Here is a 16,125-nt window from a genome sequence, read left to right on the forward strand (position 1 = left end):
CAGAAAAATAGATAAAGCCCTCTATTATACGGGGCTTGCAATTAAACTTGAATTTCGTCTTCTTCTCGGTTTGTAGCAATCTGAACATATAACCAATTCGTTATCTGATGAAGTGAAACAAATTCCTCAGAAAAGCGCTGATGCATCATTTCAAACAGTTTCCCTATATTTAACTCATATTGTTTTGTATGGATAGCTGCCTCTTGCTTTAATTGCTCTTCATCAAATTCTGACGTTTGATTTTCCTTTCGTTCATCAAGCTTTCTTGAATACACCCAATGATAAGGGTTAACTTCTTGAATAATCGAGCGTAATACTGCTAGAACGGGATGATATTTTAATTGATTTATATAGTCTTGAAAGTCTATATTTGATGATTCTCTTATTAACCTATTTATTCCAAAATCATTTCCATTTGAAGCTAAAAGTTCATGTAATAAATAGGTATCGCTTTGACCATAGGGCCCATTTAGCACATTAGCGAGATACTTCTTGTTTTTTGGATACAATAAAAATAACGTTAGAGAATAGAAGTCACGTACAGCTTTTGATGTAAAAAAGTTCCCACCGACTTCAAGTTTTGAAGGCACATTCATTTCCTTACACCATGTATGAATTAAGCGTGCTTCATCAATGGTTCTCGTTAACACAGCTAATTTTTCTTTTTCTTCAGTTACATTTTCTTTGTTTGTTTTCTCTTCGTTTATTTCTTTTATTTGTCTATATCTTTCTTGGATATATGGCATAATATGCGTTTTCATGTCTTCTTTGTTTTCTTCTCTTTTTGCATCAATTACAAGTGGTCTTTCATCATCCACTGACTTCATCCCCCACTGATGGTTAGTTGAACCAATCGGGCTTTTATGGGCAGTTATCCCCCACCTATCTTCTTTGCTTTTCTCCAAATCTTGAGGTAGGGGGCTTACTGCCCACGAATAGCGGGATAAAATCATGACAAAAATCCGATAATAAAAAGAGGTGATTTTGATGAGAAAATGGAATGAACAGGCAGCACCGAATAATAATTTGCCATCCAGCACAATTCGGTCATCTGAACTCCTGTTAGGAAAGAAAGCAGACCATGAATTTTCAGAGGAACTTTCCGATGGTGGAGAAAGAGATAAAAACATTCAAATACTCAAAAATAGTTCTAAATAGAAAAAACTGATGCAGCGGTGGCGATGAAAAAATCGCCACTATTTTTTTCTTTGTACACCATATTCTCTCGAAAATACGTTTCAAAATTATATGCCCAAATCAAAAAGATTATTGTATAGTTTAAATATTAGTTCGCCTAAGAAGAACTATGCAGCAGTTAGTGATGTTCCTCAATCACTTTCGAGAAAAAGATATTAACTTTGTTTCATTACTTATTATAAGGGGGGGGATTAGACATGGCACAACAAAGCCTGAAGCGTGAGCTGCAACCACGCCACATTAGACTTATGGCGATAGGCGGGATGATTGGGACAGGAATTTTCAAAGGAAGTGCAGATACGATTTCAGCTGCAGGACCTGGTATCGTTTTTTCTTATTTATTTGCAGGGTTTCTCCTTCTCATTGTTATGAGCGCAATAGCGGAAATGGCTATTGCTTATCCGGGTTTAAATATTCAAGGGATGATTCAAAAAGCTTTCGGTTCTCGTTTCGCCTTTGTTGTTGGTTGGCTCTACTGGATCGACTGGATTTTAGTTATTATTGTTGAAGTTTTGGCAGGGGGTAGCTTTTTACAATACTGGATTCCATCCGCTCCCTTATGGCTGCTTAGTTTAGCATGTACGGTGCTTCTTCTATTTATCAACTTGATTAGCGTCAAACTTTACGGTGAAATAGAGTTTTGGCTTGCAAGTGTCAAAATTATTACTCTGGTTTTATTTATTTTGCTTGGTTTTGCTTTATTATTTGGCTTCATTCCAAATCATGAAGCAGCGTATTTCACAAACTATACAAGTCACGGCGGATTCTTTCCAAAAGGATGGGGAAGTATTTTCACAGCACTCTTAATAGTTGTCTTTTCTTTTGGAGGCTCAGAATTAATCGGATTAACTGTAACAGAAACGAAAAACGTGGAACAGACGCTTCCTAAAGTAGTAAAAGGGGTCATGTTCCGAGTAGTTTTATTTTACACATTACCTATTCTCATCATCACTGGACTTATCCCTTGGGACGAAGTAGGAAAGCAAGGCAGTCCTTTCGTACAGGTTTTCTCTGCAACCGGATTACAAGGTGTAGCACATATTATGAACTTCATTTTATTGACCGCTGTGCTGTCCGCAGCTAATTCAGGAATGTATGCTACTTCTCGCATTTTGTACTCTCTGGCACAAAATAACGAGGCTCCGGCTTTATTCTCGCGTCTTACTAAGCGCGGTGTTCCTGTCTGGGGAGTTCTTGTCAGTTGCACTGGTTTATTAATTGGATCTTTTATCGCGTTCCTTACACCAGAGCATGTCTTTGGCTATTTGATGTCTATCCCGGGCTTTACTGTTTTGCTCATTTGGACTAGCATTTGCCTTGCACAATTTAAGTTGCGTAAACAGTATTCTAAAATGCCGTATTTTCGCGTGTGGTTATTTCCTTACAGTACCTTGTTTGCTGCAGCTGCCTTGGCAATTATTTTCATTTTCTTCTTGTTCAATGCAGGCAATATAATTAACTCTATTGTATGCGCAAGTATTCTTATCCTTTTATCCGTCCTATCCATTTTGGTTGGTAGAAAGGAATCGAAATAAAAATCTTCAGCTAAAAAGGGGTGCTTCCGCATGCCCATCAAGCTAATATTTTGATACTGAATAGAATGATATTTAAGTTGACCAGACTTATGCTGGTTCCTTGAAAAATAAATTAGGAAGGCGGATGATATCCACCTTCCTAATTTATTTAATCTCAATACGTTTATAACCTGCTGGTTCTTGTATTTTAAATTTTTGCTTGTCTGTAGGCTCATTTAATTTAATGTCGTTTACCGTAATATTAAAAACTTTTTCTCCTTTTTGGCCTCACCATACATGCCCATCAACTTAAGAGAATTTAATACCCCCAAAAAGGAAATTTAGTGCATTTTGCATTTTTTTGTTTTTTGGGGATAACTTGTTCTTTTAGCTTGATGGACATGGGGTATTTGTATTTCTTAGCTTGATAGCGATGGCGTACCACCAACATTTTAACGAAAATATACGCTAAGCAAGATTCGACATGAGAAAACGTCACTTTATATTCTATTCCTACAAGAAATCACAATGTGCGATCCAATCATTTGTTTTACTATTTTTAGCAAAGTAAATTCCGCCGCCATGAATAATCTTTAAATGTGCTTTTGGATCGTCTGTTATTTGAAAAATAAATTCATAATCCGCGGGCCATTGGATACCTGATTGGGTAAAGCAAGCATAGCCTCCTAATTTGTGTATGTAATGATTTTCTTCAAAAATATCCTCGTAGTAGTCAATCTCAATTGTGTTTTCAAGTTCAAAAATTCTATCTTGCATGTTGTTGGGGAAATCTTCCGTATCCCATTGTGGAAACTCATCAGTTACTAATCTTGGTATTAAAGGAAAAGGTTTTAGATTTGGAAACGTAAGTGACATTTCATTCGGTACTAGTTCCTCTAAAGAATCATATTCTCTAATACAAAAATTTCCTGATAAGTTGGACAAATCTTTAGCAAAGTTTGGAGAAAGAAATACTGCGATGGCTTTCATATCTTTTACTGCTTCTGGAACAAAAGGTATTTGAGTTAAATTAAGCATCATAATCGCATACATTTTGTCTTGATAGCGGTCGATTGGGTAAGTTTCATTTGGTAATGAATAGGGAATCTTTCCAATCCAACTTTCATTTATAGATAAATCGGGTCTTTTTCCGCCTGTTTGAAAGATAGTTGCTCTTTTTCTTAGGATATTCTTTATATGATCTATTTCCAAAGTATTTCTCCTCCTAAATATACATTTCGTTTTCTCTTTATTTTAATGGGTAATTATATTGTAACAATAATGTATGTTTTTGTTATAACGATTCTTTTGAAAGGTATTTATTGTAAATTAAGAAACTTTATAGAGACTGTTTTTTAACTATACATCTCTTGCAGTTTCACTAAGTTTTTTTTATGATTTGATAATCCAATCGTAAAACTATTTGGATTCATAACAATATCCCCTTTGTTACCTTTTAATGTAACAATAACTTTAGACTTTATTAGCCCTCTTTTTACTTTTATACCCTCTACATCTTCAATATTTATTATTATTTTATTACCATTAAACTTACCAGTTAACGGATTCAGTTCAAGCATCATTATCCTCCTATTAGTAAAACAAATCACTTGATGTTGATTTTCTAAAAATGCACCAGGCCCAAATTTAATATATTCTGATGTTGCCGCCATTTTCATAGTGTAAAAATAATAAAAATACGATTCATCTTCATGTGCTACCTCATTAAATAGTGCATCTAATACATTATTGTTTAACATTTCTATTCCCCCGATATACTAATAGTCCCTTACTATGTATCCTTTTTCTTCCTATCCACCATTAAATTTTACCATAAATTAAAATTAGGTTAGAATTTATATAAGATTTATGATCAATTCAATTATGTATTAAATCCTAATAATTTAACGCATATTTATTTCAGTAACTAATTTAACCATTGGAGTGAAAAAATGAAAAGTTATAAAAATTGGAGTGAGGTCCCCTTAGAACTTGCAAGCAAAACTAAACTCAGTAAAGAAGGTTTAAAGCCCTTAGAAGCTCCTGTAGCTAAGGTATTCCAGAGAGCAAATAATAGATATATAGAGCTATATGAACGCTCAAAATCAGAAAAAAAACGGCAGTTATCTGATAAGCAAAAACTAGCACTATCAAATGGTAGAAAACTAGGCTTAGAGCAACGGACTTGTAAACAGTGTGGTTATGTAGTTCAAAGCATAAACTACGTCTAAGTCTCTGCCCTAGCTGTTACGAACATCAGGTAAGTATGAATCTATTAAAGGATACAAAATTAAAAATCAAAACATCTATCAATAAAATGTTTATAGCTAGAAATCAGTTTGTTATTCTAGATACCGAAACAACTGGACTTACTCTAAGAGATCAAATTATCGAGATAAGTGTAATTGATTTAACCGGAAAAATCCTATTAAATTCTTTAGTAAAGCCAACTATAAATATTCCAGCTGAAGCAGCCTCCATTCACGGTATTACAAATGAAATGGTCCACTATGCACCATCGTGGAAAGCAATATATAAAGAGTTACGTGAAGTTACCGCGGGAAAAATTCTACTTATCTATAATGCTGAATTTGATATAGGCATGATAGAAAACACCTGTATTGCTAGCAAAATAGAATTTAAGAAATCTAAATCCAAATGTATTATGAAAATGTACGCCGATTATGTAGATTCAAAAAGATGGATTTCATTAAGTGATGCGACGGAATTAACGATTGAACACCGAGCAGTCGCTGACTGCTTTGCTGTCCTGGAATTATTACAACAACTCAAAAATAATCAAATAGATTAAGATACTGTATATAGGACTAAATTATTAAAATAAAAATAAGCACATCTTGTTAAAAAACAGATGTGCTTATTTTTTTAATTTCTATGCATTTTTACGTTTTAAGAAAATCACTCCACCAACAATTAACAGTAATGCGCCTGAAGCCATAGAGATCCAACTAGTAAGGTTAGTACCTGTTTGCGGTAACCATCCAATTTTAGATTGAATTTCTTTCTTAGGTTGTGGTTGTTCTTTTACTTGCTCTTTGGGTTGCTCTGATGTTGGAGTATTTTTATCTGGATTCGGCTGTTCTGGTTTAGGTTGTTCCGGTTTTGCCTCTTTAAATTTCACTGTTTGACCCTTATCTTCAATGTCAACGTGAATAGCAACTAAGACATTGTCTTGATACAGTTCTTCAAACACAACTACTTCTTTACCTTGTAATGCAGAAGCATTAAATGTGAAATCTAATGTGATAGAACCATTTTTTTCTTTTGCAGTAAACTTGGATTCTGCTGTTACTTCTTTACCATCAACTAATAATGGTTTGTTTGTTGCTTTATCCATTAGTTTGCCTTTTACAACGTACTCTTTACCCACGATTAAGTCTTTGTATTCCACTTTATCTTGGATAGTTACAGATTTTGTAGCGTCTAATTCTTTAGAACCATCAGCTTTGTTTGTAGCTGTTGTTTTTATTGAAGGCTCTACAAATCGAACTGTTTGACCTACATCGTTAATGTCAGCGTGAGTTGCAATTACTTGACCTTCATGTAATAAGTCTTCAAACACGACTACTTCTCTTCCTTGCTGTTCAGCACCAACGAAAGTAAAATCTAATGTTACAAAACCATTCTTTTCTTTTGCAATAAACTTAGTCTCAGCTGTTACTTCTTTACCATCAATTAATAATGGTTCGTTAATAGCTTTGTTCATTAATTTACCTTTCACAGTGTACTCTTTACCAACAACTAAGTTAGTATACTCTACTTTGTCTTGGATAGTGATAGAATCGTTTGCATAAATCTCTTTTCCACCATCAGCTTTGTTTGTAGCTGTTGTTTTTACTGATGGCTTAACGAACTTAACTGTTTGACCTTTATCATTGATATCAGCATGTGTAGTAACAACTTTTCCGTCTTTCAGTAACTCTTCGAATACTACTACTTCTTTTTCTTCTAAACTAGTTGCATCAAATGTGAAGTCTAATGTAATAGAACCATTTGCTTCTTTTGGTGTAAACTTAGTTTCAGCTGTTACCTCTTTTTCATTTACAATTAATGGTTTATTAGTTTCTTTATCCATTAATTTACCTTTTAAAGTGTACTCTTTACCTACTTGTAGGTCTTTGTATTCCACTTTATCTTGGATTGTTACAGACTTAGAAGTGTGCATTTCTTTTGTACCATCTGTTTTATCAGTAGCTGTTGTTTTTATTGAAGGAATCTTTTCATCTTTGACAATATGTTTAATGATTTGACCATTCTCTTTGATTTCAAAAGAAAACGTCTCTTCATTTAAGATATAACCTTTTGGTGCAACAGTTTCTTTATATGTGTATTTTCCAAATGGTAACTTTTCAAATTTAGCGATACCTTTATCGTCTGTTTTTCCTTTCACTACTTCTTTCCCTGCTTCATTATAAATAGTGAATTCTGCATTTGGAAGCTTGTTATTTCCATCAGCTACATCTACCTTTGTAATTTCTAAATCACCTTTTACTTTGTTATTTACTACTTGGACAGCTCCTGTTTCTCCTGTCTTAACTTCGATAGTTTGTGGTTTATCACCTGAAACATAACCTGTTGGTGCTTTAATTTCTTTTACTGTGTAAGTTCCAATTGGTAAGTTGTTTAGTTCTGCCATACCATCAGCACCAGTTGTAATTTTTCCAACTGATTCATTATTTGCATTAAAAACTTCAAATACTGCGCCAGCTAAAACTTCCCCATTTTCTCCAACCTTTTTAATTTTTAAAGAACCTGCTGCTTCCCAATTTACTGCAAGGTCACTGCTAAGCTTTTCTTCATTTCTTTCTAATAGTACTGTAGCATTCTGAACAGTATCAGTGCCGCGGTAAGCTATTGCTTGAACTTTAGTTAAATTAGCAGCAACACTTAGATTAAATTCACCTGTTTTTGTGTTCTTAGGAATTTGGATACGGAATTTTTCCCCAACTGAAAGCTGATCTTTCACTTCACCATTTTCACTAACAATCTTAACTCCATTAGGGGCATTTTTCGCTACTACTTTATAAGAACCACTCTTAGCATTTGTTTGTACTGTGTATAGGTTTGTTTCAAAGAACTCCCCTTTTAATTCTGCTTTTTGTTTTTCAGCTGGAATAACATTCATATAAATATCTTGTGTATCTTCACTATTATTAGCAGCATTAATAATTGCCTTAGCCGCTTTTTCAACATTTTTATTCGCATGTTTCAGTTCATTTACATCAAGTTGACCTAATGCATTCCAAACCGCAAGCTGAGTCGCGTAATGTGCTTCATTTTTATTAGCTACTCCCAGTTGTTCTATACTTTTTTGTGGGAAACCATTTAATAGGACCCTATATACTACATTATCTGTTTTCCCCATTTCAGGAAGATCTTCTCCATTTGGTGATTTTAAACCTAGAGTTAAACAATAAGCGATTTGACCGCTTGAATTTTTAATAATTTCAGTTCGAATGTGCTTACCTAGACTATTACTATAACTCCAATCCATTGAATATTTCTCATGCGTCATAACCTCTGCACTAGCCCTTGGTAAAAACACATTAAGGAATAATGCCAGTACTGATAATAATGTAAAAACTCTTAAAATAACTCTTTTCCCCAATCTTAAAACCTCCCTAAAATAAATTAACCTGAGTATTTATCGAAATATTTAAATCATTCACGATCAACCCGATTATCATTATAAAACAAAAAATTACAAATATTAAACACTTTTGTCAAAATTGTCAAAAAAATTACACATTTTGATATTTCTCAAGCTTTTAAGCACATTAACTATATACAAATTCCTAAAAAAGGACTTAATTAACAAGACTAATATGTATGTTAAGTATGTAAATACCCAGTTCTTTTTGCTCAAGTTATTAATCTTTTATCTAATGCATAAGTTCCTATCTAAATAGATTTTTTTGAATACGTTATGCAGTTTTCTAGGGAATATTTTTTGGTCCTTTCGTTTGTTACCATCTTCAAGTCCTGCAACATCATAAGCTTTGCTATGTATCTTTAACAATCCCCCAAATACGTATGGACAATTATCCAAAAATATACAGATAAATATAATATCGAGAACAATAGGATTAAGATAAGGAGTGACTGTCTTTGTATCGTCAAACATTTGAAGAATGTGTATGGGATTGCATTATGAAAGGTGGAAATAGGTTTGAATGTGAAGATATATGTCGTATGAATCCATCTAGTGCTAATTTTCACGGGTACAACCCTCACTCAATACCAACAACATCTGCACCTATGTCATCTTATGGTACACCTTGGGCTTACGGGTACAACTCCTACTCACAGCCAACAATTTATTCTTCCATTTTCCCAATAGATCCAGAGTGCTACGCCCAGTGCATAAGGAATGGTCATAGTACCTTGTTCTGTCAAAATGCTTGCAGAGAGAATCCATGGTGAAAATATTTTAATTCAATAAATAAGCAAAAAAACTATCTTATCAAAGATGGTTTTTTATTTTCACACACAAGATTGTTACGAATTTAGGGCCTATTTTTTACAAATAAAAAAGATGACTCATTTCTGAGCCATCTTGAATAAATAATTCGCTATATTCTTAACTGTTTCCGCAGAATGTTCGTTTACAACAATAACTTTAATTCCCCAAAATTCCTTCATTCCGATTTTCCTCTCAACCTTTTTAATACTCTTTTATTGAAAAGAAATTGAACGAAACAAATATCGTTCCTTGTCACTTCAGCAATAGATGATGCAGTTAACAAAAGCAAGGGTATCCTCTATTTCCAAGTATTTTTGAAAACCTAAGGAAAATACGGCCCCTATTATTATATGAATTTAATCTCTTTTTTCTCCACTCTTTACTTTTATTACGTTACATTCTTAACAATTCGCAAATACATAGTATCCTTTTTCCCAGCGTTCTTTTAGCCACCGCAATTTAAATTCCATGTTTGGTTCATAGGTAACAGCTACTTCCATCAGTTTATATTCCTCTAGAATTTCCAAGCATCTATTTGGGCTCGGAAGCGTGCGTATAAACTTAATATCCTCATCCTCCAAAAAATCCCATACAATTCCCTTAAAATTAATTGGGAGTAGTTCCAATATCGTATCTCTACTTAATCCCGATGATTCTAAAAAATCTTGAAGATACGATAAGGATAAATATGTCCATGAAGTACTTTGATACTCCTCTCCCAAATTTAAATTCTTATCGCTATTAGTACCACTACATTCAGTATGTCTTATCGCTTCTATTCCCCATTTCATCTTTTTCCCTCCGAATTTACTGCTCATTAGATAATAGACAAGTATTTACTTTAGTAATTTCTATTTATATTTCATGATTAGAATAAGTAGCTTTATCTCTATTTCCAAGTAATGAATTTAGGGATAACCTGTACAAAACATGACAAAACATTTTGCAACAATCATTTGTTCCTCAGTATGTACTTAGAGAACATGGAAAGACATTTTAATTTTAAAAGAAAGAAAAAGAGACACATTCCTTATAGGCTCTTTTTCTTTTATTAATGCCTCTCTTATTTCTTCATGTAATTCTATTAAAAGTCGTTACCTCCAGTATTTTTATTAATCTATAATTGAAAAACAAATCAACTAGCTAACATTACATAAAATAACAATGCAGCTGCCTCTTGACGTTTCATTATTTGTTTTGATAGATAATCCGCTGATCCAGCTTCATTATATATTACCTCTGGCCCAACTAAACGATGACCTACAATGTTCTTCACAGACTCTTTTGCCCAATCATCGGTTTCTCCTTTTAAAGTAGCGTCTGCAGGTGGTGCACCTAACATTTTCAAATACTGCCAAGTAATCCATGCTGCTTCTTGTCTAGTAATAGCACGATCTGGATAAAATTGTTCCCCTTCTTTTTCGTATAAAATACCAATTTCATATAGCTTTTGAATATGAGATGCATAAAGATGATTTTTCACATCAGAAAATACTGGGTCTTTTTTTGAAGGTGGTGTAAAGTAAGCAATTTGAGATAACCAATATGCAAATTCTGCACGTGTAAGAGAGGATTCAGGAACAAAATTCCCCTCCTTATTTGCTTGTAATATCTCGTATTGGTGTAAAGGGTCTATAAATTTAGCGTATGGATGATTTTCCTCTACATCATGGAATCTCTTAGGTTCACTTAATTTCACTGCTGAACTACCAGAGTTCCAGTGTATCATTTCTTTTACAGTACCATCTTTGTGCAGTTTAAACGCCATATAATTACCTTTATCATCCTCAAATAGTAATGGATCTATTTGTTTTAATTCTTGTTTACCATATACTTTATCACTTACATATAACTTTCCTTCACTTATATTTAAATGTGAAATAAGATTTTTCACCCGCAAATCACGGTACACACCTTCAAATTTTTTAAGCTCTTCTTCGCTAGGTTTTAAATAATCTGGCTTTGTTTTGTCTGGAAAATAATGATTCATAAATTCATCAAATATTTCTATAGGAAGTGATGAACTATCTTTATTCGTAACAACAAAAACTCCAATTTTATGTTCAGGAATTAACCACATTAAAGATGAAAACCCTGGTATATTTCCGCCTTTGCCAAACACATATTGACCATTATGACTTTGTGGTGAAAAGAATTCAAATCCATATGTCATATTAGGATATTTGGGATGTAACGCAAATTTTGTTTTTTGCATATCTTGAACAGTTTCTTTTTGTAGTATTTGGTTATTTTTAAATTTACCATCATTCAATTGAGCAATCATAAAATTGGCTACGTCACTTCCTGTAGAAAACATGCTCCCTTGCGGCATGTCTGTCGGTCTTGTTTGATAAAATGGGATGGCATTGCCTTTTGCATCGTATCCTGTTGCAAGTTTATCTTTGATAAAATTTGTCATAACAAAACTACTATTATGCATTTCTAGAGGGTAAAAGATATTCCTAGCCATATATTTATAAAAAGGTGTGTTTGTCAAATTTTGAACAATATACCCCTGAAGCATCGAAGCAAAATTATCATATGTATACGTATCTCCTGGTTTTCTCACTACTGTAGGCATATTTTCTTCTACATAATCTCTAAGCATTGTATATTCATTATCTTGATAATGAATATCCTCTGGTCTAGGATCTACGTAATCAAACCCTGTTGTATGGGTAAGTAGGTGCTCCATTGTAACAGGTTCACCCATGTTATTTTGGTACTTTAATCCTCCCATATAATTTACAATATCCCTATTTAAATCGATTTTTCCTTGTTCAACTAACTGCATTACAGCACTAGCAGTAAAAACCTTTGATATTGACGCTAATCGAAAAACTGTTTTTTTGGGATCGATGGGAATATTATCTTCTTTATTGGAAAAACCGTACCCTTTTTGAAATAGAATTTGATCATCTTTCACAACGACAATAGCTACACCTGGTGCATTTTCTGCTTTCATTTTCTCTGGAATTACTTTATTGGTGAAAGCTTCTACATCTTTAGCATTTAATCCTATAGATGAAGCCGTTTCAGCTTTTGAATAATTACTACCCAGGAAGACTAACAAGAAGCAAATACTTATAGCTACTAACCTTCGAAAATGATTCTTCATTCTATTACTCCTACTTTCCAAACTAATTCCCCCTTTATTACTAGATATATTGATTATTATTCTATAGGCTAAACGCAGATCCCGATAACCCAACCATATTCTACCATTATACGATATATTTTTCTAATTTTATTTCTATTCTGTCATTTATCCTCTTTTCCGCTTTAGAATAACATTTCATGCATGGTAGACCTTAGTTATAGGAGAATTCTGGTGCAAACAAAATGTGAATTGCGCAAAAAAAGAAGCATAAACCTGCATTTTCTGCAAAGTTATGCTTCCTGTTATATATGCAATTGGTTCTATATGTAGGGTTCTGGTGCAAAGATAATGAAATATTAAACAGAGAACGACAGATCCCTAATGGAATCCATTCTTATGCTGATAAGCTAAAAGGATTATAAACGCCTTACATCATCATTGTTAGAACATAACAAAGGAGAAAAACTTAGTAAGATTCTTCTCCTTTTTATGTGTGTAGTTTATAAAATTACAAAATAAATGCTCATACAAAAGCACCTAAATACAGCCATTTTTTACTTTGTTGCATAAAGATTACATACTATATTCTGTATAGAAGGCAGCAAAAGAATTGTTGATGAACAGAATCCACGTTCTTTTAACGAATTATCCGAAAGAAGTCTCCTTCCTCAAGCGTGTGAAGGGCGTAGCCCAACGGTAGGTGGGAGATGAATTTCGGTTTGAGGATAGTCAAAATTTTTTGATAAACTAACTATATGAAGCTCTTTGATAACTTGATGTATGAGGTTGCAGGAAGAAAATAGAGTGCGAAAACCAAGCCATTCGGTTCCTACGTAAAATATCAACCGTACCAAAAGAGCGTCCAAGCGTTGGACATCTAGGATTGGAACACCCCGAAGTAACGCTCAGGGAGACGAAAGGTTGCTATCGTCGTAGAACTGAGAAGCTCCCACTTCAAGCTTTGCTAAGTGGCGAGTAGTTCACACCCACTTGAACTTACCTGTACAAATTCACCGACTTGTCCAAGTGAAGCTGAACCTCCAATATACAAATCATGATCTGGAAATGGAAACAGCAAGCGGGTACACTCCACTTGCCGTTTTTTTATAGCTTCGTATGTATTTGAATTTCTTTGGCTTTCTCTTCTTCACCCTTCACACGTACAATTAAATCATATGATCCGGATTTTGGGGCTTCAAAAGAAAGCAAACCTTCTTTTTGAGAAGTGACTTCTTCTTCATAAATGACCTTATCATCTTTTGTTACTTGCAATAAAATCGTACCTTCTTCAACAGCTGCTTCATAAGGAATTTCCACAATTCCTTTTTCAGCTTTAAGCGTTTGCACATCGTAATACCCTTGCAGGGAGCCAATTTTCAAAGTCGTTTCGCCATTTTTTTGAACCTTTGTGACTTTTGTTGCTGTATTGCATGCACTTAACAATAAAACAAAAGTGAGAATGAGAACTGAACGTAATAATTTCATAGTGATTCCTCTTTCTTTTTTATCATTATAAAATTTTACCATTGCGGTAACTATTTTATTATTTTTTAATAAGCCTACATACTCATCAAAATTAAAAATTGTTATTTACCGATAACCTGTATGACACCCGCATCCTTTCCCCCTCCCCTCATAAATTTACTTAATCAACATTTCTTTAACCATATATGTATTAAGATTTATATTTTTTGACTGTACAAGGAATCGTTACAATGTATAAATCTATAGCATAGATTGTAACCCAAATACCTTTACCTTCAGCCGCTAACTTTTCATTTAATTGTGATAAATGCTCTGAAACTTTTCTTTTACCCCATTTTCTAGGAAACCATTGAAAAACCTTAGGGACATTATGTTTCTTGTTATACCATACATTCAATCTCCAAAAAATGAAAAAAAATGAAACAATCATTACGATACAAAAAATATCAAAATATGAAATTCCTAAAATCATATAATATATTCCCCATTTTCACTAAAGCTCAGATAATTTATCTCTTAATTCTAATGCATCCTCTGTTCCAAAACCCTTAAATAATGAATGAACAATATGGTCATGGTTAAAAAATACATTATATTCATTAGCCAGTTATTGTTTTAATTAGATTCCTGTTTTAAAGGTCTAAATGCAAATGCACCTGAAATGATTTGTAAAACCACTGGAAGGAATAAAATAAATAAACCTAAAAACAATGAAATTATACTTAATACAATCATGCAAATACCATAAGTTTTATTATTTATTTTATTAACACAACAAGCTAATACTAATAGGCCTATTTGAATAATTAAGGCGATGCTAGAAGTAATGATAATATATTCTTCAATACCTCCAGAACTAGTATTAGAACTTGTGTAGGAAATACAACCAATTACAATAAATAAAGAAAGTAAGAGTCCTAAGATTCCTCCGATTAAGCCGATTACAAATTCTGCTGTGCGTTTCAAATTACAATACCACCCTTCAAAAATATTATTTAAATTTCCCTTTATATATTTACCATGATTTTGGAATAGCTAAATATTTTAATTAGATTCTTGTTTTAAAGATCGAAACGCAAATCCACCAGAAATAATTTGAAGAATTACTGGAATAAATAAAAGGAATAATGACATAACCAATGTTACTAATGGGAGCAATATCATACAAAGTCCGTAAGCTATATTGTTAACCTTATTTACTGAACATGCCAAAACTAACAGCCCTATTTGAATAATTAATAAAATAGAGTAATAAGTCAAAACTTTATAATCAATATAACCATCCATAGCAGTAATAGCTATCATCAATATAATAAGAGAAGCTATTACTCCCAAAATACCACCAATTAAACCCAGTATAAATTCAGGTGTTCTTTTCATTTCTAATATCTCCCTAACTATTAATATATTATATATTTAACGTCCATTTATCTATATTATCAAATGTAATTTAGGAAAACTATACACAAATGTAGGTTCTGGTGCAAAAACTTAAGGACAATTGCAATGAATCTATAAATCTTGGACATACTGTTACTATTACTTTAAAAAGGGTGCGTGATTGGTATGGAAAAGGAAAATGTATTCAAATGGAAGCATTATCAGCCTGATATTATTTTGTTAACGGTAAGATGGTACCTACGGTACAACCTCAGTTTTCGTGATTTGGTGGAAATGCTAGAAGAACGGGGTTTATCTATTTCTCATACAACGATTATGCGTTGGGTTCATCAGTATGGTCCTGAATTGGATAAACGAATCCGTCGTCACCTCAAACAAACAAATGACTCTTGGAGAGTCGATGAAACATATATCAAAGTAAAAGGTCAATGGATGTATCTGTATCGTGCTGTTGATTCGAAAGGAAACACAATTGATTTTTTCCTAAACAAAACAAGAGACCATAAGGCTGCAAAGCGCTTTTTCAAGAAAGCTATGCGGTCTTTTCATGTTTCAAAGCCACGTGTTATAACAGTCGATAAGAACTCGGCTTATCCTATAGCAATTGAACAGTTGAAAAAAGAAAAAAGCATACCTGATGGTATGCAACTTAGACAACAAAAGTACTTGAATAACATAGTAGAACAAGATCATCGCTTTATAAAGAAGCGAATCCGTTCTATGCTAGGGTTCAAATGTTTTGACACAGCTACATCCATTCTTTCTGGAGTAGAAGCCATGCATATGATTAAAAAAGAGCAGCTTGATTTACGGGACCTGATATTATCCCCTTAAGGTAGACAGTGTAAAAAGACCATGAATACACATGGATGTTACACTTTTACTTGGAGGGGATTTTATTATGGTTAAAAAAGGGGATAAATTTCAAACTTATTCAGATAAAT

The 16,125-nt window shown here is 33.3% G+C and carries 12 protein-coding genes and 2 pseudogenes; 3 read left to right on the plus strand and 11 right to left on the minus strand.

What is annotated here, in order from left to right; all coding sequences use genetic code 11:
- Positions 1 to 41: 41 nt before the first annotated feature.
- Positions 42 to 1,130: a 3'-5' exonuclease gene (locus BWGOE10_RS32560; RefSeq protein WP_171903123.1), complete on the minus strand. Its 1,089-nt coding sequence runs from the start codon at positions 1,128 to 1,130 to the stop codon at positions 42 to 44.
- Positions 1,131 to 1,394: 264 nt separating this feature from the next.
- Between BWGOE10_RS32560 and BWGOE10_RS16935 the strand changes: the two genes are divergently transcribed.
- On the plus strand, positions 1,395 to 2,732 hold the full coding sequence (locus BWGOE10_RS16935; RefSeq protein WP_070144193.1) for an amino acid permease: 1,338 nt from the start codon (positions 1,395 to 1,397) through the stop codon (positions 2,730 to 2,732).
- Positions 2,733 to 3,224: 492 nt separating this feature from the next.
- On the opposite strand, the gene BWGOE10_RS16940 is transcribed toward BWGOE10_RS16935, so the two are convergent.
- Positions 3,225 to 3,923, minus strand: coding sequence for a DUF1963 domain-containing protein (locus BWGOE10_RS16940; RefSeq protein ID WP_070144194.1), 699 nt, complete (start codon positions 3,921 to 3,923; stop codon positions 3,225 to 3,227).
- Between the two features lie 143 nt (positions 3,924 to 4,066).
- Positions 4,067 to 4,471 (minus strand): PH domain-containing protein, encoded by a 405-nt coding sequence (locus BWGOE10_RS16945; RefSeq protein WP_070144195.1) that lies wholly within the window; start codon positions 4,469 to 4,471, stop codon positions 4,067 to 4,069.
- Positions 4,472 to 4,663: 192 nt separating this feature from the next.
- Between BWGOE10_RS16945 and BWGOE10_RS30285 the strand changes: the two are divergent.
- Positions 4,664 to 5,523: pseudogene (locus tag BWGOE10_RS30285) on the plus strand (3'-5' exonuclease).
- A gap of 81 nt (positions 5,524 to 5,604) precedes the next feature.
- Here the strand turns inward: BWGOE10_RS30285 and BWGOE10_RS16960 are convergent.
- The 8 genes and pseudogenes from BWGOE10_RS16960 to BWGOE10_RS16990 all read right to left on the minus strand — a co-directional run bounded on the left by BWGOE10_RS16960 (position 5,605) and on the right by BWGOE10_RS16990 (position 15,160).
- The gene (locus BWGOE10_RS16960; protein ID WP_070144198.1) at positions 5,605 to 8,340 is read right to left on the minus strand and encodes a VaFE repeat-containing surface-anchored protein; all 2,736 of its coding nucleotides are present in this window, start codon (positions 8,338 to 8,340) and stop codon (positions 5,605 to 5,607) included.
- 1,256 nt (positions 8,341 to 9,596) lie between these two features.
- The gene (locus BWGOE10_RS16965; protein ID WP_070144199.1) at positions 9,597 to 9,986 is read right to left on the minus strand and encodes a hypothetical protein; all 390 of its coding nucleotides are present in this window, start codon (positions 9,984 to 9,986) and stop codon (positions 9,597 to 9,599) included.
- A 344-nt stretch (positions 9,987 to 10,330) separates the two neighbouring features.
- Positions 10,331 to 12,313: a serine hydrolase gene (locus tag BWGOE10_RS16970; protein ID WP_070144206.1), complete on the minus strand. Its 1,983-nt coding sequence runs from the start codon at positions 12,311 to 12,313 to the stop codon at positions 10,331 to 10,333.
- Positions 12,314 to 13,399: 1,086 nt separating this feature from the next.
- Positions 13,400 to 13,780, minus strand: coding sequence for a hypothetical protein (locus BWGOE10_RS16975; protein ID WP_070144200.1), 381 nt, complete (start codon positions 13,778 to 13,780; stop codon positions 13,400 to 13,402).
- 190 nt (positions 13,781 to 13,970) lie between these two features.
- Positions 13,971 to 14,252 (minus strand): hypothetical protein, encoded by a 282-nt coding sequence (locus BWGOE10_RS16980; protein ID WP_070144201.1) that lies wholly within the window; start codon positions 14,250 to 14,252, stop codon positions 13,971 to 13,973.
- Between the two features lie 21 nt (positions 14,253 to 14,273).
- A pseudogene (locus BWGOE10_RS33845) lies at positions 14,274 to 14,387 on the minus strand (DUF4176 domain-containing protein); the annotation flags it as partial.
- 8 nt (positions 14,388 to 14,395) lie between these two features.
- Entirely contained in the window at positions 14,396 to 14,746 is a 351-nt protein-coding gene (locus BWGOE10_RS16985; protein WP_070144202.1) for a DUF4064 domain-containing protein, read from the minus strand.
- A 78-nt stretch (positions 14,747 to 14,824) separates the two neighbouring features.
- Positions 14,825 to 15,160: a DUF4064 domain-containing protein gene (locus BWGOE10_RS16990; protein WP_070144203.1), complete on the minus strand. Its 336-nt coding sequence runs from the start codon at positions 15,158 to 15,160 to the stop codon at positions 14,825 to 14,827.
- 186 nt (positions 15,161 to 15,346) lie between these two features.
- Here BWGOE10_RS16990 and BWGOE10_RS16995 point away from each other — a divergent pair, with 186 nt between their 5' ends.
- Entirely contained in the window at positions 15,347 to 16,015 is a 669-nt protein-coding gene (locus BWGOE10_RS16995; RefSeq protein WP_070144204.1) for an IS6 family transposase, read from the plus strand.
- Positions 16,016 to 16,125: the final 110 nt, after the last annotated feature.

Source organism: Bacillus mycoides, from assembly GCF_001757995.1.
GTDB classification, from domain to species: domain Bacteria; phylum Bacillota; class Bacilli; order Bacillales; family Bacillaceae_G; genus Bacillus_A; species Bacillus_A mycoides_B.

Coding starts and splice junctions, on each gene's coding strand:
- BWGOE10_RS16975 (WP_070144200.1), bottom strand. CDS start 13,780: ATGAAATTATTACGTTCAGTTCTCATTCTCACTTTTGTTTTATTGTTA.
- BWGOE10_RS16980 (WP_070144201.1), bottom strand. CDS start 14,252: ATGATTTTAGGAATTTCATATTTTGATATTTTTTGTATCGTAATGATT.
- BWGOE10_RS16945 (WP_070144195.1), bottom strand. CDS start 4,471: ATGTTAAACAATAATGTATTAGATGCACTATTTAATGAGGTAGCACAT.
- BWGOE10_RS16970 (WP_070144206.1), bottom strand. CDS start 12,313: ATGAAGAATCATTTTCGAAGGTTAGTAGCTATAAGTATTTGCTTCTTG.
- BWGOE10_RS16935 (WP_070144193.1), top strand. CDS start 1,395: ATGGCACAACAAAGCCTGAAGCGTGAGCTGCAACCACGCCACATTAGA.
- BWGOE10_RS16990 (WP_070144203.1), bottom strand. CDS start 15,160: ATGAAAAGAACACCTGAATTTATACTGGGTTTAATTGGTGGTATTTTG.
- BWGOE10_RS32560 (WP_171903123.1), bottom strand. CDS start 1,130: ATGTTTTTATCTCTTTCTCCACCATCGGAAAGTTCCTCTGAAAATTCA.
- BWGOE10_RS16965 (WP_070144199.1), bottom strand. CDS start 9,986: ATGAAATGGGGAATAGAAGCGATAAGACATACTGAATGTAGTGGTACT.
- BWGOE10_RS16995 (WP_070144204.1), top strand. CDS start 15,347: ATGGAAAAGGAAAATGTATTCAAATGGAAGCATTATCAGCCTGATATT.